Origin of the sequence: Niastella caeni (genome assembly GCF_004834005.1) — a bacterium.
Taxonomy (GTDB): Bacteria; Bacteroidota; Bacteroidia; order Chitinophagales; family Chitinophagaceae; genus Niastella; species Niastella caeni.
Genome location: NZ_STFF01000004.1, coordinates 361,830 through 383,030 on the forward strand (window position 1 = coordinate 361,830; position 21,201 = coordinate 383,030).

Below are 21,201 nucleotides of genomic sequence, written 5' to 3' on the forward strand. Positions count from 1 at the left end.
ATCAGGGCTTCATCAATAGCATGTTACCAGGCAAATTCAGCTTCCTCTAACTCCAGTTTGTTTTCAACCTGGCTTACTCCCGGAGCCGACCAGGCAGCGCCGGCAGCATCCTCCTGTTCAGCAAAAGACCGTACTTTTCCGGTAAGCGTTACTTTTCCATCCGCCACTTCCACATTAATTTTTCCGGCATCGATAGTAGCGATTCGTTTAAAAGCAGCAACAATTTTTTGTTTAATATTTGCCGGTGTTACAACAGGTTTTATTGTTATGAAGTTATATACCGTCTTCACCCCGGTCAGGTGCTCAACGGCTTTTTTGGCAGCAGTACGCTGATAATCCCATACCACTTCACCTTCCAGCGATACAATCCCGTCTTCTACTTTAACTTTAATTTTTTCATCAGGTACTGATATATTCCATTTCAATGCATGTACAACCGCTTCGGCAATTTCAGTATCCGTTTTTTGAAATTCGGGTGAAATGCCAACCTGTATATCTTCCGCTACTGCTTTTACGCCTGCCACTTTTTTTGCAGCATGTTCCGCTGCCATTTTCTTTGAATAGCTGTCTACCATGCCCGATAAGGTGACAATTCCATTTTTAACCGCCACGCCTATTTCGGCTGCATTTAAAATCGGTTCCCACTTAAGCTGATCCATAACGTCTTTTTGGATCTCAATATCCCTTTTCATAAAATGAAATTTTAAGTTTTAAAATAATGATCAATGATTTGAAATGGTCAAGGCTATCAGATCTTGTTTGAATGGCCGGCAATGAAACCTTCCCTCTTCGGTCGATTTCAGACAGGAATTCGACGCGCGTATTTATTGAGCCATTGCTTAAAGTTCAAAAGATCAGGGTTAAGTTGTTTGGAATAACTAACATCCCTTGTCGTGTTTAATTCATTGGCGAACTCGTCATAAAACTGGAACATATTTCCAAGCTCATCAGCGCCCGGAAATCCCAAACCCCGATACACGCTGGCAGGAATATTATTGTATACGACCCGCTCTCCCAGCGCACCGGCCAAAGCATCGGCCATTTCGTTACCTGTTAATTGTTCCCCGGCTATGCCAATTCGCCGGCCCGCCATTTCAGGGCCTTTTTTAAAAATACCATAGGCGCATTTGCCAATGTCTTCGGCTGCTATACCCGCCATCTTCGAGTGGCCTATCGGCATGGTGAGCGCCAACACGCCATCCTGGCCTCGTTTGGGCCCTGCACCGAAGTAGATAAAATTATCCCAGTAAAAGGATGCCAGCAGAAATGTAGTTGGGATTCCTGCCGCCATAAATAATTTATCCGATTCGCCCTTGCCGTCGAAATGAGGTACCTTGTATTGACCTTGAAGAGTTGGCATCCGATCGTCGGTGAGTGGAATGTATTCACGGGTATCTTCTAAGGTAGACCAGATCACGTGCTTTAAATCGGCCTGCCGGGCCGTATCAGCGAATATAGCAGCTTCCGCTTTTTCTTTTTCTGCTGAATAATGTGCCCAGAAAAAAGTAACGAAAAAGGCGCCGTATGCACCCTTCAATGCATTTTCAACAGACTGGCGATCATCAATATCAGCGGCAACCAGCTCAGCCCCCAATTGGGCTAATTCTTTTGCTTTATCGGAATTGATATCGCGGGTTACAGCCCTTACTCCGAAGGAACTGCTTTGGTCTTGCAGAATAGCGCGTGCAAGCCCTCCACCCTGTGCACCGGTAGCGCCGAATACCGTTATTATTTTCTTTGACCCCATATGATATAATTTTCATATGAAATTTACTGAAAAACATCAACTCAGGAAAAAATACTAAAAGCTTTTCGTGGTATCGAAGTGTTTTAAGAATTAGCGATTGACGGGCTGCTGCGCAATCATTACTCCATTTGATAAGGAAGAATTAATTCCACGCGAACCCCGGCCTCTCCTGTTGTTGCTTTTTTATCAATGATCTTTAATTGCGCAGGGGTATTGGTTTGCCGGCTTAATATTTCCAAACGCTCCTTGTTAATGATGGTTGATAAAGGCCGCTTCTTCTGATGTGGATCTTCAACGCTCTGGAAACCGCGGCCATTGTCATCTATAACACAATGCAGCGCTTTATCTTTCATGTGGATCCTGATGTTGATCTGCCCTTTTTCTTTTTGGCCGGCAATGCCGTGCAAAATGGCGTTTTCAGCAAAGGGCTGCAACAGCATTGGTGGGATCAGGATGTCTTCTTCCTGGTCGTCAATTCCATCGAATTCGATGTGGTATTCAAATTGATTATCGAATAAGGATTGCTGCAGCGTTAAATAACTGGCCAGGGCATCGAGTTCATTTTTGAGCGGCACAAAAGGTTGCCGGGCATTTTCAAGGCTTAACCGGAAGAGCCGGCTTAAGCGCTGTACAAATTCAGTAGCGCCCGCCTTATTTCCCTCTTCTATCAACTTCTGCAGCCCGTTCACCGAATTGTATAAAAAATGAGAATCGATCTGTCCTCTGAGCAATTGCTGCCGCAGGCTTTCCTCTCTTATATTCCTTTTGAATTGCTTCCGCCGCCACATCCATACGCCAAACATACCAATGATGGCGACGCTGCAAATAATACGAACGATGGCTTTCCTTTGCCGTTCCCTGGTATTTTCGCTCACCTGGTGGCTTAACGCCAGCGACTTTATCTGGTTGTCTTTTTCCAGCAGACTGTATTTTGCTTCTAACTCCCTGGCCTGCGCGATGATCGATGAGTCCACTTCTTTTTGATTATACGCAATTGCAGAATCCAGCGCAGCGTAGGCCTGCCAGGGCTTTTTTTGAAGCGCACCATTCTCCGCTTTGGCCTGCCAGATTTTTTTTTGGAGCGCCGGGTTTTTTTCATGAGCAACAAAGCTCAGCGCCGTGTCCAGCAAACGTTCATCCTTTTTATATTGCCCCAGCTTCCGGTAGGTGGCAGCTACATTAAAATAAGAGGTGGCATTCAGTTCATCCAACTCACGGCTGATCTGCATACCCTTCAACTGGTACTGAAGGCCCTCTTGTAAAAAACCTTTTTTGGAAAGAAGCGCTCCCAGGTTTTCATACCGCACCGCGTCATAATAGGGATTACTGAAACTACTGTCCTTCATCAAAGCCTGAAAAAAAATAAGCGCAGAGTCTACCTGGTTCACCCGGTCATAATATGCTGAAATATTCGTGGCAAAAACCGTTTTATGTTTGGGACTGGTGCTTCGGTTGAACCCCTCGAACAAATATCTTTTTTGCATCGGCAGGTCGCCGATCTTTTCATAAATATCATAGAGTTTCATGCAAATGAAAGGAAGGCCGGGTGTATCGATCCTTTTAGCTAACGAATACGCATCCCGGGCATAATGCAGGGCGCTGTCGAGCGATTTGCTCTCGTTCAATACAGCAGCCGTTTGAATTTTACCCGCCAGGATCTGTCTTTCGGTTGTATCTTTTTCCATGGCCAGTTGTAACGATTGATCCACATACAGCCGGGCGCTGTCGAGCTTGTTTTCGATTTGGTAAACTACGGCCATGCAGCGAAGCCAGGAACACATTTCTACATAATTGTCCCTCTTTTTAATGACGGGCAGTATGCTGTCTAATTTTTTTCTGGCCCCGGTTGATTCGAGGTTTTGCAGTAATGGATTGACGTTGTTTTTAAAAAAGGACATAAGTTCACCGGAGGCAGGCAGCTGTTCCCGCTTACTACTGGAATTACAGGCCATACAGATGATAGTTAAGAGGAAGATCCTGTACATAGTGCCCACAACGTTTTAAAATACAAACCAATCATTTCCTTTTTCCGGAGCGACACCGGGATCTGAGTTCCATCCTTTAAACAGAGAATGCCCTCTTTCGGATGATAACGATGGATATACAATTCATTAACCAGGTACGACTTGTGGGTACGAAGGAAGGAGGCACCAGATAATTGTTCTTCGTAATCCTTAAGGGTCCTGGTGGTGACCAACTTCTTTCCGCCATTTATGTAAACAGTAGTACAGCCATTATCAACCTGGAGGTAACAGATCTCCTTTAACTCAACGATCTGTACAAACTGTTGGGTGCGCAATGCGAGGTGATCCTGTAGCTTGTTTTTCCTGAAACTATGCAGGGTGATGGCAATTTGTTCCTGTAGCAGGGGTTGCGCGCTGATGACCCTTTGTAAAGCTTCCGTTAGTTCTTTCTCGTTTAAGGGCTTTAGTAAGTAATCGATGGCCCCGTAACGGATCGCTTTGATGGTATGTTCGGCATGTGCCGTTAAAAAAATGACTTTAGGGTGTGGCGGCGACATCTGTTCCAGGATGTCAAAACCGGTTCCATCTGGAAGATTGATATCGAGTAACAACAGGTCTGGTTTAGTGGCATGGATCAGAACAATGGCCTCATGAACAGTAGCACAGGCGCCTATCACAGTAAAGCCAGGTTGCTGCCGGAGAAAGTCTTCCAGATCTTGCCGGATGCCGGGTAGATCTTCAACAATAATAATTCTGAGGGGAGGGATAGGGTGCATGGTTAGTTTATGTTTAGCAATCGATATTCAATTTAATATTATTTAAGCGTACACGCCGGCCTGAAGGAGCAACGGCGCTTACTTATTGATTATAGTCAAATGTCCTTTGAAAAACGTGTAAGGAGAACCCAAAGTCAGCCATCACGCCACTATTTCTTTGCGAATAATCTCCAAAACCGTGCGAATAATGGAAATCCACCGGCGGATAGCCGGAAAAGCGCAGTTCCTGTTTCATCCGCATTTATTTTTGAATTGCCAACCCTGATCTTCTAACGCTAAACATTATACCATGCCTGCCTTTCAATCAACATTTGAAGAGCTCACCCAATCATGGCAGCTCCGTTTACAGGATGCCGAAGCCGGGGAACCCGATCTGCTCACCCGGGTAGAAACATGTATCCATATCTGTGAGGAAAGCCTGCTGGAGCTCAGGCAATGGGTAATGGAGCATTCCTTTCCCGGCAGGGATTGCGAGATCTACTTTTTCAAGCAGGTAAAACCGGTGATCATGGCCCGGTATATCTATTATCAAAAAATATATCGGCTGCACATTGGTTATTTCAACGGGAGCGGCCTGTTGGCGAAAGAGCGGATGGAACGGGAACTGCAGACTATCGCCCGTTATTTTGCCGATAACGCGGATTTCTATACCTACTACCGTATGGGTTACACCCATCATGATGAACTGTATTTTGTACGGGGTGCCTATAATTGGAAAATTTGTCCGGAGGTCAATCATTTTGACGGCATCTTCTCTACCAGCGGCGATGGAAAGTTGGCGGAACTGATGGCCAATGAGCTGTTGGTGAAATACATAGATACAATACTGAACCCTTCCCTGAAACTCACTGAGCCGGCAACCGTCACTGCCTCCCGGCCGGCAGTTGCTTCCACGCTTCAATGTACTGCCTCCCTTACGGATATCGTTGAGCTGGGGTATGCCTTGCAAAATTGCGGATTCTTTAACCATGGTAAGGCTTCCATTAAGGAGATTATGGCCCTCCTGGCAGATGCATTTAAAGTCGATCTGCAGAAATCCTATCACTTATTTCTCCGACTACGGGCACGTAAAAATCCTGCAAAATTCCTCGATGAATTAAAAGCCGCTCTGCTCCGGCATATTGAAAGTGATGACGATTAATATCCAAATTTTTATTAGCCAACTTGGCTAACTATATCCGGAATATTTCGTAACAGGTATGCATCTGCGGTAGTATGTTACTGCATGCATGCCTTTTTTGTTGCAATTTCTAAACAGTTGTTGCAAAAATAAATGTTAGCCAAGTTGGCTACACCTTGGCTAATCGTTCCGCGCAAACGCACCAGCTTTGTGATCATAAAACAGATCACCATGACAAACACTTTCAATATAGCTGGCGCAGATGGTAACGTAATGGTACCCGTATTGTCTGAAACTGGTAGCCTGATGGCCTACGTACTCTACCCGGACACTACAGGAACACTACAGGAACTCTACTCCTGCATGAGCATCTTCAGAGAATCCTCAGACCATTCCCAGAGAATACCCAGACACTCCAGTACCCTTTTCATTAACACCTCGGGCGGGACCCTGTACCAGGGTACACCCTTTCTTCATAGAAATGCTTTTGGCTGTACCGGTCAGCTAATTATTAATTCACAATCAAAAACTAAAAAAATGGCAAAATCAGCATCATCTGGTGGAACATTACCAGACCGGATCAAGAATGATCCAGCCTTTGAACGCACCCGGGAGAATATAGCAGAGTTTTCGCGTGCCGGTAAAGCCGCTAAACTTATGCGTACTATCTTCCGGGATGTAACCATCAATGCGAAGGACAAGATCACCCAGTCACGCCTCGTGAAGGTCATGTCACGCATAATAACTACCGACCCCGTGAATGAAAGAGGTGCACGTACGGTGCACAATGGCGACCTGCAACAACTGCAGAACTTCAATTTCAACGTACGGGCAGGTATTGCAGATTCCCTGTTTGTGCGCTGCCCCGTGAATTTCAACCGTACGACAGGAGAAGTAACGGTTAACATTCCTGTTTTTATACCACGTAACATGGTGCAGCAGGCCCGGGGTACCACCCATTTCAGGATCGTGGCAGCCGCCGCCGCCATCAACTTCGACACCGAGCAGTACGAGTATGCCATGCAGGGAACGCCTGAATTGCCTTATAACAGCGATCCTACCCAGGCGATTACCCTTACCATGGCATTGCCGGCCAATAGCAGGGATACAGTAGTGGCGGTGCTGGGCATTGAGTATTACCAACGGGTGAACTCCCGCAGCTATGCGCTTAAATCGGGTGATCACAATGCTACCAGCGTCGTTTTGGTAGATAAGGCGGCTTAGGAAAAAAGCTAGTAGTAAGTGGCGAGTGGCTAACTACTCCCGGCAACCATGAACGGCTTACATCCTGTAAGGGAACAGCTGACCCCGACAAGTCGGGGCAGCATACAACTGAAGCCCGTATTCATCTGTTGCCGGCAATCGCCTTATCCTTTGCGCTTGTTTGCCCAAAGCAGGTATGCATATGTTGAAGCCTGCCCCGATGGTACCGTCGGAGCTTCCATTCCTGCCAATAGGCAAACCTTATTGGCCAAAGGCCTTGTGCGCAGGGGCCGCGGCCGGTAAGTTGCACAGGTGCGGTTAAGGCAAATGGTTAGTAGAAGTGGTGTTTTAATTATTAATTAGTCAATTTTTCACTATGAGCAATATCATCAACCGGCTGCAGCATTCCACACCGAAGTTTTTCAAAATACTTCGCAACATAGGGGTGATACTGGCAGCCATAAGCGCGGCGTTGCTTGCATCGCCTGTAGCATTGCCAACGTTCATTACCGACATGGCAGGTTACCTGGCGGTGGCCGGTAGCGTAATGGGCGCCGTAAGCCAAACGGCGGTGCTCAACGAAGATGAATAGCCCTATGGATTGTTTACAAAAAGGGGCCCGCTACAGCGGGACCCCTTTTAAAAAAATCTTGAAGCTGTTACCTTGAATACCGGTTTAAACCGCTCGTAGAAGAAAAGATTGACCAGTAGCAATTCCAGTCCGTAAACAAAATCTTCCACCGGTATGGTCAATACCCTGATGCCAACCGTCTCGGCATTATTGTACCATACCACCGGTTGCTGCAAGCCAGTGCCGGTGAGCAGGCCATTGACAATAAAAAACGGGATCAGTAATAATGGATAAATGGTAAGGAAACGGGGCAGCCAGTTTACTTTACATACAAATTTCAGTGTCAGCAATAGAACACCTGTGCTTATGAAGGTTACTGCGGAATACAACCTGTTGAGATATACCATGCCCGCCGATAGCAACAACAACGATAGAACGAGGATAACGATCTTTTCAGGCCGGTGAGGCCAGCTGATCTTATAAAAGGTAGTGAGGCAATGATAGGTAAACACGCAGGCAAAAGGGATACAGATAAAGAACAATACCTCTTCAACCGGTAGATTATATAACTTATAACCTAACGTATAGGTATCATTGAATCCCCAAACCTTCTGGCAGGTAAATAGCATATCCCACGCAATGAAGCAGGCTGTGGTAATGAAATTACCGGCCAGGAATGCTTTAAAATGTATATAGAACCGGAGGGCAGGGTGAAATGAGAACAGGAAAGGGACAATGACTGAAAAAAAATTGATCAGCAAATAAGTTGCATGCATATCAGTTAACGGAATTATTCATTTTAAAATATTTGAACGGTACCCATAACATACCGAAACATTCTCCCTCTTCTTTATTCAAATGCTTATGATGTACTTTATGCGCGCGGCGGATAGCTTTGAAATAGGCATTATTGGCATTCCTGAAAAGTTTGAACCGTTGATGAATAAAAATATCGTGTACCAGGAAATAAGCCAAACCATATAATGTAATACCAAGCCCCACCCAAAACGCCCAGTTAAAATTATTTTGCATGCCCCACCCCAGCCCGGCTATGCCTGGTAAAGCAAATACCAAAAAGAAAAAATCGTTGTGTTCAAAAAAGCCATGTGACTCCTTACGGTGATGGTCTTTATGTAAGAACCAGCACAATCCGTGCATGATATATTTATGGGTGAACCAGGCAACCCCTTCCATTCCCACAAATGTGATCAGCACAATAAGAATTTGAATAGCTAACATAATGGCATCCTGTTTTGATATTTTTTAAATGATATTCAACTGGTATTTCAGGTTCGACTCCAACATCAACACCAGCTTTTTAAAATTGGGGATACGGATGCGCTCATTGAGTATTTTTTCTGCCGGAAGCCGCTTTATTTTCTTAAAAAGGTTCAAATAATAGTAATATGCAAGATATACGCCCCTTTTAGAGGTTCCCGGCAGCATTTTTATACCCTTCAATGCCTCTGTAAAATCTGCCTCTATCTCTTTTTCAATTTTTTTCTTTTCTGCTGTTGAAAAATTCCTAAGGTTAACTGATGGAAAATAAGTGCGGCCAAGCAGTTGGTTATCGGCCTGCGCATCTCTCAGGAAATTTACTTTCTGAAAAGCAGCACCCAGCCGCATAGCATAGGGTTTCAACTTTTCAAAGGAGGCGTTATTGCCATACGTAAATACGTATAAGCACATGAGGCCTACTGCTTCTGCAGAACCCAGGATATACTTTTTATAATTGTCTTCATTGTAAGTTTGATAATACAGGTCCATTTCCATGCTATCGAGGAAGATGTCGATCCATTTCCTGTTTATCCCATATGCATGAACAACTGCCTGAAATGCATTTAATACCGGGTTCAATGAGATCCTGTTGCGTAACGCCCCGCCCACTTCTTCCCTGAATGCAGCCAGCAACTCTTTCCTGTTATATTCAAGGAAGCTGTCAACTATTTCATCGGCCAATCGAACAAAGCCGTAAATGGCATAGATCGGGTTACGCAATGGTTTGGCCAGGGAAAGGATCCCTAAAGAAAAACTGGTACTGTATGTTTTCGTTGTGAGTTTGCAGCACTCAATAGAAACCTTATCATACAAATATTTCATGGCTCTTGTTTGTTAGGTATTTATTCAAAAGCCCGGCGGCTATTTTGCCGGAAATAACGGCGGGTGGCACCCCGGGACCAGGTACGGTTAGCTGACCTGCATAGAACAGGTTCCTGAGTTGTTTATTCCTGATCTTCGGCTTCAGAATGGCGGTTTGTGATAAGGTGTTAGCCAGTCCATAGGCATTGCCTTTAAAAGAATTGTAATCCTGTATAAAGTTCTTTATGCAATAGCTGCTACTGAATACGATATGGTTTTGAATGGATTCGCCGGCAAAGGCTTCCAGCCTGCTGATCATGATGGAAAAATATTTTTGCCTGGTTGCTTCGCTATCATCCAGGCCTGCAGCAATGGGCATTAGCAGAAAAAGGTTCTCATGACCGGGCGGCGCCACCGAATTGTCGGTTTTTGAAGGACAGCAAACATAGAACAACGGCCTGTCGGGCCATTGGGGCTCGCTGTAGATCTGGCGTGCATGATCATTCAGGCATTCATCAAAAAACAGGGTATGGTGATTGAGCCGGCCGATCTTTTTTGCTACTCCCAGGTAAAAGATCAAACAGGAAGGCGCCATTACCCTGTTATCCCAATATTTTCCATTGTAGTTTCTTTCCCCGGCTTGTAATAAATTCTTTTCAACATGATTATAATCGGCCGCGGCCACAAGTCCGTTACAATAAAATGTTTGTTGATCATGTTGTAAACCGGTTACCAGTCCGGCTTTGGTCATGATCTTTTCAACACCGGCATTAAAATGAAAAACTACCCCGTTCTTTTCTGCAATGTGGTGCATGGCGCTTATAACTTTTACGAAACCGCCCCGGGGATACCAGGTGCCCAGCATTAAACCTGCATAATTTATGAGGCTGTATAAAGCAGGCGTTTGTGAGGGCTGAGCGCCGAGAAATAAAACGGGAAATTCCATCAGGGCGATCAGGCGCGGATTGGTAAAGAACTTTCTGACATGTTTGCTGAACGGAAGGAAAACATCAACCTGTAAACTTTTCCAAATGAGTTTAGCTGATAAATATTCGGTTACAGACAGGGCCGGTTTATACACCAGTTGCTCCATGCCAAAGTGATATTTCTGTTTTGCTTCGTGCAGGAATTTTTCCAATGACCGGGCGCTGCCTGATTCAATGTATTCAAACAGATCGGCCAGGTCTTTGCAGTCAGCCGGAATAACCATGGTTTGCTGCCGGTCGAATACCATCTCAAAAGACGGGTTCAGTAATTGTAATTGGAAGAAATCACTGGCCTGATGCCCCATGTCATTAAAGAATTTCTCCAGTACGTCAGGCATCCAGTACCAACTGGGCCCCATATCGAACGCAAAGCCATTGGAGGTAAGTAATTGCCTGGCCCGTCCGCCTGCTTCGGCATTTTTCTCAAATACATGTACTTCATGCCCTGCAGCAGACAGATAGCAGGCGGCACTCAATCCTGCAAAACCGGCTCCTATGACGCCAATTTTCGCCATCAGGGTATGTTTATATTTTTACTAAAAATTTTAAACATTAATTTTTCAGGACGTTATCCAGGTCCTCCACTGCATGCAGCAGGGTGAGGTTTTTGGGTTTCCTGAAACCATTTACTTGCGCTTTGTCACAGGCTGCATAAACCTTAAGGAAATGAAACTGCCGGCAGGTATTTTTTAATAGTTCCTCATTTTGATCTGCCTCGTTTTTATTAACCAGGAAAAATAAGAGATGGGCTGGATTTATTATGTTTACGGCATCGATAAGTGAATCAAAGGGAACATTAGCTCCCAGGTATATGACCTTTTTGCCTGCCTGCCGTAACAGGTAATTGGCCAGCAAAAGACCCATTTCATGAAAATCATCCTCTGGCAAATAGAGCACCCAGGCGTCTTTTGCCGCAGCGGCTGAATGGGGAACAGGCAGGGCGTCCGTTGCAGTTAAAAACTTCTGTCTGAACAAACCGGTAATAAAATGTTCCTGTGCGGGCGCCAGTACACATGTTGACCACATAAGGCTAAGCCGCTGTAAGGATGGATATATGATATGGATATAGGCATGCCTGAGGCCATACCGCAGCATAGCGTTGGAAAACACTTTATCGAAACTGATCTCATCATATTCAAGCGCCGCCGCTATGATCTGTGAAACATAGAATTCATATTCAGGAGCGGGTCCCTTTGCAGGTGTCATATGCTTTTTGACCAACTGGTTCAATTGCTCATCCGACATGCTGCACAGCTCCGAAATTCTCTTATCGGTGTTCAGCAGGCTTACAATATTCAACAGGCGTCTTAACTGTTCTCCATTATAATACCGGGTATTGCCTTCACTGCGATCTGGTTGTAAGGCATTATACCGTTGTTCCCAAATGCGAATTGTGTGGGCCTTTATCCCGGAAAACTGCTGTAGCTTTGAAACGGAGAAAGAATTCACTTGTTTAAATTTAATTGAATTTATTTAAACAAGCGGAATTTGCCAAATTTAATTTATTGGCATGTTGACTTAATTGAAAAAGTGGTTCTGGGGCATACGTAAATTAAAAAGCCTTCAAGTCTTTGACTTAGAAGGCTCTTTTAAGTTCGAAATTTTCTTGTTGAAATAGAATATTTAAACAGAATAGCATTTTTTATCGCAATTCCGCTCGGGTATAAGTATTCACTAATGCTTAACTTTTGCCCGCGTGTTTAGAAATGTACCCTTTGAAAAAGGAATTAATTATTTTGGCTTTTTGGTTAAACCAAAAAAGCGTAATTTCAAGGATCAATTTAAAATTTTGGTGTATGAAACAGAAAGAGAGCGAACAACAGAAGAAGGAACGGATGATTAAATATGCCGCTTCGCTGGGAGTTACATTAACAGTAAGCGACAAACTTTCTGAAAAAATATACTTCCCCGAGAAAGTAGAAGAAGCTAAACGAATATTGGCCAATACGAAGCCTGATAAAAAATAAATCACTATAAAAATATGGTTAACCATCTGCCGTAGGGGATGGTTTTTTTATGGGCATAGTTCAACTGACATTTGGTTGCGTACATTTTATTTATGCAGTCTGCCCGATTTCCTTATTGTATTTACCTCTGTATTCCAAAGGTGACATTCCTGTAATTCTTCTGAACACTTCTCTGAAAGCTTTTACATCAGAATAACCAACTTCATACATTACTTCATTCACATTTTTGCGGGTTGTTTCCAACGCTTTTTTGGCTGATTCAATTTTTACCCGTTGTGAATATTCAACAGGTGTATTTCCTGTTGCTTTGATAAACCTTCTGTCAAAATGCCGTCTGCCTACTCCAAATTTGGAAGACAAATGCTCAACAGATATTTTTTCATGCAAGTTGTTTTCAATGTACGTTTGTGCTTTTTTCACTACCTCATCTCCGTGTAATTTCTGGCCAGAAAAAATTGTAAATACTGATTGGCTTTGCCTGTCAATTTCAATTTGAAAAATTTTGGAACAATAAATGGCGGTTTGCCTGTCGTAGTATTTTTCTACGAGATAAATAATCAGGTTTAAAAAAGAATAACCCCCACCGTTCGTATAAATTCCGTACTCATCGGTGATCAATTTTTCTTCTTTTAAATTCACATTCGGAAACAAACTTCTGAACTTATCGGCGTGGGCCCAATGCGTAGAACAATTTTTTCCATCCAGCAAACCTGAAGACGCCAGCATAAATGCTCCTGAGCATATACTCGCTATTTCAGCACCGTTTTTATATTGTTGCTCAATCCAGTCTATCAACAATTGATTTCCTTTTGCAGCATTGTTATAGCTGCGAATCAAGGTGGGAGGTATTATGATGAGAGTGGTATTGGTTATGGCTGAAATGTCAACTTCTGGTTGCACAGATATCAAGCCTTCACCATATTTTACTTTTTTTGAATTCCCTGCCAATTGAATAGAAAACAGCTCTTTTTTCCCCGTTTTTCTCCAATACGCATTTGCCCCAGCAAAAATTTCGTAAGCACCTACAATGCTGGCTACAGTGCTTAAGTTGCTTTGTCCGTCAGGAACAATGATCGTGAGATGTTTCATTGAAATTCTTTTGGATAAAGATAGAAAAAAGCCAGGTCCAAATCAACCCTATACAAAGTCTATTTACCCCCCTGTTAAATATAAATATGGACTATAGTTTTGTGTCAGTTTAATCACATTTAAAATAATAAGATGAAGAAATTAAAGAACAAAGTTGCCGCTGTTTACGGAGATGGCAACATAGGTTGTGCTATAGCCAAAGTATTTGCCTCTGAAGGGGCAAAAGTTTTTTTAGCCGGACGAACAACTTCAAAACTTGAAAAGATAGCAGCCGAAATCATATCTGAGGGAGGGGATATAGAAATAACCCAGGTTGATGCCCTCAATGAACCGGCTGTTGAAAAGCACATGAGGGAGATTGTTAAAAAGGCAGGAAAGCTTGATATATCTTTTAACGCCATTGGACTGCCAATGAAAGGTATTCAGGGATCTCCTCTTACCGAAACTTCATTGGAAAGTTTTTCTCTTCCCATCACAACGTATACTCAATCTCATTTCATCACTTCAAAAGCAGCGGCGCAACAAATGATGAAGCAGGGCAATGGTGTTATTATCATGCATACACCCAATGCAAGTCGTATAAGTCCGCCGTTCGTTGGTGGCATGGTGCCTGCCTGGGCTGCAATGGAAGCGCTTTGCCGATCTCTTTCTGTTGAATGCGGACCCCAGGGCGTGAGAGCTGTTTGCTTACTTACTACCGGCATTCCTGAAACATCACTTATTGATGAAGTTTGGGACATCCATGGGAAAGCACACGGAATAACTTTTGAACAATTTCATTCAGTAATGGAGGGCGCTACTCACAGGAAGAAATTAACAACGCTTGCAGAATTGACGAACGCTGCGGTATTTGCAGCTTCAGATGATGGCAGCGGAATTAGCGGAACTATTCTCAATCTCACATCTGGAATGATTGTTTACTAAACTTTCTTTCAACCTGGCATGCTGGCAATGTTTTAATTATTGAAAGAATTGGATTTGAATATCAAAACAAATTAAAATGAATAATCAAGATTTCACAACAACCCTTTTGGTTGATAAAATGCCCCAGGAAGTATTCAATGCTGTTATTAATGTAAAAGAATGGTGGACAAACAATTTGAAGGGAAAATCCCAAAAACTGAATGACGAATTTGAAGTTCGTTTTGGTGATGTGCATTATTCAAAACAAAAATTAATTGAAGTTATCCCAGGTAAAAAAGTGGTTTGGCTTGTTAATGAAAGCAAACTAAGTTTTGTCAATGACCCAAGCGAATGGACAGGAACAAAAATCAGCTTTGAAATTTCTATAGTTGGAAATAGGACGCAGCTCCGATTCACTCATCACGGTTTAGTGCCGAAAATTGAATGTTACGATGGCTGTTCAGATGCATGGAGCCAATATATGCAGTATAGTTTGTTGAGTTTGATAACCACAGGTAAAGGCCAACCAGGATTTCCCCCAACCGGACCACAATGAAGCAGGTAGCGGTTCAAGTCTATCCATAAAACAATAAACGCTTATTGACATAGTTGAATAGTTTATGGTTCCTGGTTATACAGCCAGGAGCTATAAACTATAAAAAAGTGCTGTATAACTGCACTAACTGATTTTCCTGTTTGTAAAAACTTTCTATTTTATCATCAGGAAACCGGTATTCATAAACAAAATTGGGAACTCAGCCCGGTTGCAAGCTTAAATAATTATTAATAAGATTAACTGACCTGTTAAAAATTTGCCTGCTCATTGTCATTCGCTTTGCAAATTTTGTACCGCGCAGCTCAATAATAACTTAATTTACATCGGGAAAATAAACCATACATACCGCCCATATGAGAAAGGGAATGAATCTTGCATCGTTCGACATTTTCAAATATTTAACGTATAATTATTTTAAGGCGGGCGGTGTACAATACATGTTGCTCGACGATGCCACTTTTAAAGTGGCTAATATAAACTTTCCGATACGTAATTTTTTTTATGGAATAGGCATAACCTATGGCGGTAAAGATACCGTTCGTATTGCTAACAATGAATATGTAATAAGCAGGGGCAGTTGTATTGCCATTGGCCCCGGTACTATTTCCCAATGGCTGAATGAATCTACTGCGCTTACGGATACCGTATTGTTTACCCGCGACTTTTTTAAGAACTCCCAGTATGCCGGTTTTCTTGATTCGCTTCCGTTTTTCCTGCCCGGTGGCAATCATGTAATTCAATTAAACGCTGCGCAATTAAAGCAAATGCGGTTGCTGTTCAACACACTCAAAGCATTCAGGGATGAGGAAGCCATTGCAACCGGTATTGTTTACTCCATCCTGATGCTTGCAAAAAAAATGTACCACATCGATCTTACACATACCCTGAATGGGCTTACCCAAAAGCAAAAACTGGTTCGGCAGTTTCAGGGGCTTGTTGTAGAGCATTTCTTAACAGAACGAACGGTTGATTTTTATGCCCGGAAAATGAACATAACTTCCAAATACCTGAGTGAAGTACTATTAGCCGAAATTGGAAAGCCAGCCAAAGCATTGATCGATAAAACGGTTTTCCTGGAAGCAAAAACATTGTTGAGGCAAACAACCATGTCGGTACAGGAAATTGCCAACTGGCTTAATTTCCCGGAAACCACAAACTTTATCAAAGCTTTTAAAAAAAGAGAAGGTCTAACGCCGGCCGCTTACCGGAAGCAACAATAATAGCTTACCGAAAAAAGTATCATTCTTGCCGACATTTGGATAATTGTGTTGATCCTTTTTTGAAGCACCTTTACTGCAACAAAACTAAATAGTATGAACAACTCAATCAGCCCGTTTACCATTAATATCCCTCAGGAAGAAATTGATGATCTGAATCATAGATTAGCGGTATCGCGCTTTCCGGCAGGGAAAACAAATGACTGGAAATGCGGAGTGCCCGTTTCTTATCTGCAAAAAATTGCCACCTACTGGCAAACGCAATTTAACTGGAAAATGCAGGAAGCGTGGTTGAACCAATATCCGCAATACATGGCCAACATAAACGGACAGCCGATACACTTCCTGCATATCCAATCTGAAGACCCCAACGCCATTCCCCTGATGCTTATACATGGATATCCGAGCTCTTATGTTGAATTCATAAAATTAATTGATCCGCTTACGAACCCTTCCGCAAATGATATACGATCAACCGTTTCTTTTCATTTGATCATTCCCTCCATACCGGGCTTCGGCTTCTCCTTGCCTGTGAGCGACCAAAATTGGGACCTGATAAAAATAGCCTCGGTCTTTGCAGAACTGATGACTGTATTAGGCTACGATAAATTTGCCGTGCATGGTACCGATATGGGCGCCGGTATTACGGGCATGTTATCGGCAATAGCAGGTTATCGCCTGCTGGGAACGTACGTAAATACCGATTACACGGCAGTAACAGGTATGGGCATGTTGCCGCAGGACCTGCAATCTTTTTCTGACGAGGAAAAGAAACAGATCGCCGGGTTCAGGGATTATGAAAAATTTGAAACGGCCTATTTGAAAATATTATCCACAAAACCACAAACACTGGCATTTGCACTCACCGATAGCCCTGTAGGTTTATTAAGCTGGATCATGGAGAAATACAAAACCTGGACGAATGCCGGGAAACAGTTGCCTGAAGATGCCATTGAGTTGGACCTTATGCTTACCAATATTTCAATGTATTGGTTGAATAAATTGGGCGCCTCTTCTGCTTATACGTTGTACGATGGCATGAATATGTCGTTTGACTGGAATGCGCAAAGCAGTGATGCCAATACGCAACAATCGTGGGCGCCGCCAAAAGTTCCATCGGCAATGGCCGCGTTTGGTGGCCATGGCGCCCTGCTAAAAAAATTATTGGGACCATTGGGTAACCCCGACAGGTGGAGCTCTTTTGAAGAAGGCCTGCATTTCCCGGCTATGGAATGCCCCGAAGTATTGGCGAAAGATATACACACCTTCTTTGAAGGTGTGGCATGAGTACGACTATTTTAAACTTAAGGATATCCAATCATATTCCCGGCGTGATTTGATTCGAAATAAAAATTCTGCACATTCTGAAAAGTCGATCTTGCTAAACACATACCTTTCATTACCGTAAAAGGTCATTTAGTAAAAATACTAACAGTAAACCTTATTCTATGTGCAAATCAAAAACTTTATCCAAGGCTAAGTCAGCTATAATATTGTCACTGCTTACTTTGTTCATTACAACTGCCAAAGCCCAGGTAAATATCACCGACCTGGGGGGAACAATCAGCGCCCAATTTCAAACAGGTTCCCCGCCCGGTGAAGCATATACCAATTTGGTCGACAATAATGTAAGCACAAAATATCTCACAGTAAACTCCCCGGCCTGGATCCAATACCAGGCCAACGCAGGGTATATAGTAACAGCCTATGCCATCACTTCTGCCAATGATGCCCCCGAACGCGATCCCCTGAACTGGACATTACAGGGGTCGAATGACGGAAACAACTGGAGCACCATTGATACCCGTACCAACCAAGATTTCCCCGAGCGGTTGCAAACGCGCACGTTCACCTTCACTAACAGCACCAGTTATACGTATTACCGGTTTAACATGACCAATAACAGCGGAACCATGCTTCAGCTGGCAGAGATTGAATTACTGGGAACGCCTGCTGCAGGAAGCTGGGCCGCCAGTTGGATCTGGACGGCTGAGCAGGGGCCCTTTAACACCTGGGTATCGTTCCGGAAAAAAGTGACCCTTAGTGCAAAGCCCGGCAGCGCCATCACAAAGATCGCGGCAGAGAATAAATACTGGCTGTATGTGAACGATAGCCTGGTGGTGCGGGATGGCGGACTCGACATTCGTCCCGACCTGAACAACACCTATTACGACGAAATAGATCTGGCTCCTTACCTTAAAAGCGGTGAAAATACCATTGCGGCACTGGTATGGTACAAAGGGGGCGCAGATGGCTATTCGCAGCGAACGGTTGACAACGGCGGTTTTTTGTTCGAATCAAAAATACAGGGCGCCAGTCCGACTTTTATCGCATCGGACAATACCTGGAAAATGAAGGTGAACCCGGCGTTTAACCGGGGTACTTTCAACTACAAATATGCGGTGAGCGGCACCATTACGTTCGATAATGCCACCTTTGGCGATCCTGTTCCCAACGTAGTAAAGGCCGGTTATTACAGGCTCACCGGGAGCGGTAACCCATGGACGAAATGCGCCAATGAATGGGAATCGTTCACACTGCCCGGGGTATGCGATGTAGCCTACGGATCGGAAAACAACCAGCTAAGGCAATGGAACGATCATAAATGGGTGGCCTGGCCGGTAAGTTATGATGCCGGCAACGCCCTGACCGGTTGGCATACTGCTGCGTATAATGACAATAACTGGGGCAATGCCATAACAAAAGGCGCACCGCCCGTTGCGCCCTGGAATAACCTGGTGCACCGCACTATTCCCTTTTGGAAAGATCATGGATTAACCCCTTATAACAAGGCCTTTCCTTCAACGATCAATACAAACACAACTATAACACAGGAGCTGGGCATTAATATTCAGGGAACACCTTACCTGAAAGTGGATGCGCCTGCCGGGGTACGTATAAAGATCATACTAAATGAGTTTTACTGGCAGGAATACATTACCAGGCCCGGGGTGCAGGAATTTGAATGTTTTGCCTGGCAAAACTCCAGCGACCATACAGTGAAATATGAGTTCAGTAATGTAACGGGCCCTGTTACGATCCTTGATCTGAAGTTCAGGCAAACGAGTTACAATACCGCCATTCGCGGAAGCTTTTTCTGCAACGACACATCCCTGAACAAACTATGGACCAAGTGTAAAAACACTTCGCTGGTGTGCATGCGCGATATCTTCTACGATTGTCCCAACCGGGAACGTGGCCAGTGGTGGGGCGATGTTTCGGAACAGATCCTCTACTCGTTCTACCTCTACGACGAGCAGGCCAACCTGCTGGCTAAAAAAGCATTCAGGGAACTGATGCGCACGCAAAAAGCCGATGGCTCGCTGTATACCACCGCACCGGGTACTGCATTCAATCTTCCAGACCAAAATATGGCTGCCGTAGCCATGCTGTGGAAATACTACCAGTATACCGGCGATGCCAGCCTGGTTCATGAGCTCTATCCGCAGGCTAAAAAGTTCATTGAACATTGCGCAGGCACAGCCAACGCAGATGGTATGCTGATACTACAGCCTCAACAGGGTTGGAATCTGTGGAACTGGATCGACTGGGGCAGCAACTTGAATATCGTGGATGGAAGCGCCAACACCGTATGCAACGCCTTATATATTACTTTGCTGGAGGCCATGATAAAGATGGCGGATCTTACAGGGGCTGCTGCAGACAAAACTTATTATCAAACTTTGCTCTATAAGGTTAAAGTTTATTTTAATTACTACTTCTGGAACAGTAGCGCCAATGCCTATGTGTTCCACAACAATAATGGCGTACAATCATCGGTGATCGACGACAGAAGCAATGCCTGGGCCGTGCTGGCCGGCATGGTTGACGATTCACGGAAGCCGGGTGTATTAACTGTATTAAAGAACCGGAACAATGCAAGCCCGTACCAGGAAATGTATATTGAAATGGCTATGTCGATGCTCAATGCCAACGATGCGCTTACCCGCATGCGTAACCGGTATGCTGATATGATCGGTAGCTGGTCCTCCACCTTATGGGAAGAGTTTCCTGCAAGCAACAGTAATAATCACGCCTGGAGCGCCGGGCCGCTTTACCAGTTGAGTGCTTATGTATTGGGGGTAAGGCCTACCCTGCCTGCCTACAATGAATTTATTTTTGAGCCGCAGGTAACCGCCCTCACCAACCTCTCGGCCATCGTTCCTTCTGTAAAAGGCGATATAACTGTTTCCTATACCCGGCACAGTAACACCTTTACACAAACAATCACCAACCCGCTGAATACGGTAGCTATTGTGGGCATTCCCAAAGGAATGCTGGCCGCCGGGGTGAAAGAGATCTGCGCCAACAGGATTGCTGTATGGCGGAACGGCTCGCCAATGGGGAATGTGACAGGTTTAACGTTTGCAGGTGAAGATGACGCGTACATCCGGTTCAGGGTACAGCCAGGTTCCTGGACCTTCAACGCATTTTCCCAGGCCGTATCGGCCAGCGGGCCGGTAGTTTTGTATAGCGATTGCGGTTATGGCGGAAACGCTGTTGCCTTGCCGGTAGGCAGGTACGATCTTGCTGAGCTTATAGCGCGTGGTATGCCCAACGATTTGCTATCGTCGCTCAGGGTGCTGAACGGCTACCAGGCTATACTATATTGGGATGCCAGTTTCAGCGGCAACTCGCTGGTGAAAACGGCCGATACCTGGTGTTTGACAGACGACAACTGGAACGATGCCATGAGCTCGATTATTATACAGGCCACAACAACCCGGATGGCAACCGGTAAACAACAACCTGAGAAAGACAATAACCAGGCGGTAATGCTTTATCCCAATCCTGCCAATGATATGCTCACCGTATACCCGGGTAATTCAGGGTACCGGTACCTGTACATCACCGACATGACCGGGCGTACAGTACTCAGGAAAACCCTGCCGCACGATGCAGCCTGTATAGCTATCGATGTAAGCAAGCTGGGAAAGGGTGTTTATACCGTATTGTTGAAGGGCGGCCCGAATGGGTATGTGCTGAAGAAAGTGATCATAGAAAAGTGATGAGGTAAGAGAGC

Annotated in this window: 20 protein-coding genes; 9 read left to right on the forward strand and 11 right to left on the reverse strand. The window is 44.4% G+C overall.

Annotation, left to right across the window (positions count from 1 at the left end):
• Positions 1–23 precede the first annotated feature (23 nt).
• From FAM09_RS16425 to FAM09_RS30720, 5 genes are all read right to left on the reverse strand, one after another.
• Positions 24–692, reverse strand: a complete 669-nt coding sequence (locus FAM09_RS16425) for a BON domain-containing protein (protein WP_136578216.1) — start codon at positions 690–692, stop codon at positions 24–26.
• A 107-nt stretch (positions 693–799) separates the two neighbouring features.
• Positions 800–1,747 (reverse strand): NmrA/HSCARG family protein, encoded by a 948-nt coding sequence (locus FAM09_RS16430; protein ID WP_136578217.1) that lies wholly within the window; start codon positions 1,745–1,747, stop codon positions 800–802.
• Between the two features lie 119 nt (positions 1,748–1,866).
• Positions 1,867–3,699 carry a histidine kinase gene (locus tag FAM09_RS16435; RefSeq protein ID WP_243751690.1) on the reverse strand — a complete coding sequence of 611 codons (1,833 nt, stop codon included), beginning with the start codon at positions 3,697–3,699 and terminating at the stop codon, positions 1,867–1,869.
• An 11-nt stretch (positions 3,700–3,710) separates the two neighbouring features.
• The gene (locus FAM09_RS16440; RefSeq protein ID WP_136578219.1) at positions 3,711–4,487 is read right to left on the reverse strand and encodes a LytR/AlgR family response regulator transcription factor; all 777 of its coding nucleotides are present in this window, start codon (positions 4,485–4,487) and stop codon (positions 3,711–3,713) included.
• An 82-nt stretch (positions 4,488–4,569) separates the two neighbouring features.
• Positions 4,570–4,722, reverse strand: a complete 153-nt coding sequence (locus FAM09_RS30720; RefSeq protein WP_153825458.1) for a hypothetical protein — start codon at positions 4,720–4,722, stop codon at positions 4,570–4,572.
• Positions 4,723–4,776: 54 nt separating this feature from the next.
• Between FAM09_RS30720 and FAM09_RS16445 the strand changes: the two genes are divergently transcribed.
• The 3 genes from FAM09_RS16445 to FAM09_RS16455 all read left to right on the forward strand — a co-directional run bounded on the left by FAM09_RS16445 (position 4,777) and on the right by FAM09_RS16455 (position 7,402).
• Complete coding sequence (locus FAM09_RS16445) at positions 4,777–5,628, forward strand: RteC domain-containing protein (protein ID WP_136578220.1); 852 nt, start codon at positions 4,777–4,779, stop codon at positions 5,626–5,628.
• Between the two features lie 210 nt (positions 5,629–5,838).
• Positions 5,839–6,831, forward strand: coding sequence for a hypothetical protein (locus FAM09_RS16450; protein ID WP_136578221.1), 993 nt, complete (start codon positions 5,839–5,841; stop codon positions 6,829–6,831).
• 355 nt (positions 6,832–7,186) lie between these two features.
• Positions 7,187–7,402, forward strand: a complete 216-nt coding sequence (locus FAM09_RS16455) for a hypothetical protein (RefSeq protein ID WP_136578222.1) — start codon at positions 7,187–7,189, stop codon at positions 7,400–7,402.
• 47 nt (positions 7,403–7,449) lie between these two features.
• Here the strand turns inward: FAM09_RS16455 and FAM09_RS16460 are convergent, their stop codons facing one another.
• The 5 genes from FAM09_RS16460 to FAM09_RS16480 are packed head-to-tail and all read right to left on the reverse strand — an operon-like array spanning position 7,450 to position 11,895.
• Positions 7,450–8,157 carry a lycopene cyclase domain-containing protein gene (locus FAM09_RS16460; protein WP_136578223.1) on the reverse strand — a complete coding sequence of 236 codons (708 nt, stop codon included), beginning with the start codon at positions 8,155–8,157 and terminating at the stop codon, positions 7,450–7,452.
• Between the two features lies 1 nt (position 8,158).
• The gene (locus FAM09_RS16465; RefSeq protein WP_136578224.1) at positions 8,159–8,620 is read right to left on the reverse strand and encodes a sterol desaturase family protein; all 462 of its coding nucleotides are present in this window, start codon (positions 8,618–8,620) and stop codon (positions 8,159–8,161) included.
• Between the two features lie 24 nt (positions 8,621–8,644).
• The gene (locus FAM09_RS16470; protein ID WP_136578225.1) at positions 8,645–9,481 is read right to left on the reverse strand and encodes a phytoene/squalene synthase family protein; all 837 of its coding nucleotides are present in this window, start codon (positions 9,479–9,481) and stop codon (positions 8,645–8,647) included.
• Entirely contained in the window at positions 9,465–10,961 is a 1,497-nt protein-coding gene (locus FAM09_RS16475) for a phytoene desaturase family protein (RefSeq protein WP_136578226.1), read from the reverse strand. Before FAM09_RS16475 ends, FAM09_RS16470 begins: the two co-directional genes overlap by 17 nt.
• A 37-nt stretch (positions 10,962–10,998) precedes the next feature.
• On the reverse strand, positions 10,999–11,895 hold the full coding sequence (locus tag FAM09_RS16480) for a MerR family transcriptional regulator (RefSeq protein WP_166437182.1): 897 nt from the start codon (positions 11,893–11,895) through the stop codon (positions 10,999–11,001).
• A 347-nt stretch (positions 11,896–12,242) separates the two neighbouring features.
• Between FAM09_RS16480 and FAM09_RS30725 the strand changes: the two genes are divergently transcribed.
• Positions 12,243–12,413 carry a hypothetical protein gene (locus FAM09_RS30725; protein WP_153825459.1) on the forward strand — a complete coding sequence of 57 codons (171 nt, stop codon included), beginning with the start codon at positions 12,243–12,245 and terminating at the stop codon, positions 12,411–12,413.
• Between the two features lie 90 nt (positions 12,414–12,503).
• Here the strand turns inward: FAM09_RS30725 and FAM09_RS16485 are convergent, their stop codons facing one another.
• Positions 12,504–13,502 (reverse strand): GlxA family transcriptional regulator, encoded by a 999-nt coding sequence (locus FAM09_RS16485; protein WP_136578228.1) that lies wholly within the window; start codon positions 13,500–13,502, stop codon positions 12,504–12,506.
• A 132-nt stretch (positions 13,503–13,634) separates the two neighbouring features.
• Between FAM09_RS16485 and FAM09_RS16490 the strand changes: the two genes are divergently transcribed.
• From FAM09_RS16490 to FAM09_RS16510, 5 genes are all read left to right on the forward strand, one after another.
• The gene (locus FAM09_RS16490; RefSeq protein ID WP_136578229.1) at positions 13,635–14,426 is read left to right on the forward strand and encodes an SDR family NAD(P)-dependent oxidoreductase; all 792 of its coding nucleotides are present in this window, start codon (positions 13,635–13,637) and stop codon (positions 14,424–14,426) included.
• A 76-nt stretch (positions 14,427–14,502) separates the two neighbouring features.
• Positions 14,503–14,961, forward strand: coding sequence for an SRPBCC family protein (locus FAM09_RS16495; protein ID WP_136578230.1), 459 nt, complete (start codon positions 14,503–14,505; stop codon positions 14,959–14,961).
• 353 nt (positions 14,962–15,314) lie between these two features.
• Positions 15,315–16,181 (forward strand): helix-turn-helix domain-containing protein, encoded by an 867-nt coding sequence (locus FAM09_RS16500; protein WP_136578231.1) that lies wholly within the window; start codon positions 15,315–15,317, stop codon positions 16,179–16,181.
• Between the two features lie 93 nt (positions 16,182–16,274).
• On the forward strand, positions 16,275–17,465 hold the full coding sequence (locus FAM09_RS16505; protein ID WP_136578232.1) for an epoxide hydrolase family protein: 1,191 nt from the start codon (positions 16,275–16,277) through the stop codon (positions 17,463–17,465).
• Between the two features lie 161 nt (positions 17,466–17,626).
• Positions 17,627–21,187 carry an alpha-L-rhamnosidase-related protein gene (locus FAM09_RS16510; protein ID WP_136578233.1) on the forward strand — a complete coding sequence of 1,187 codons (3,561 nt, stop codon included), beginning with the start codon at positions 17,627–17,629 and terminating at the stop codon, positions 21,185–21,187.
• Positions 21,188–21,201: the final 14 nt, after the last annotated feature.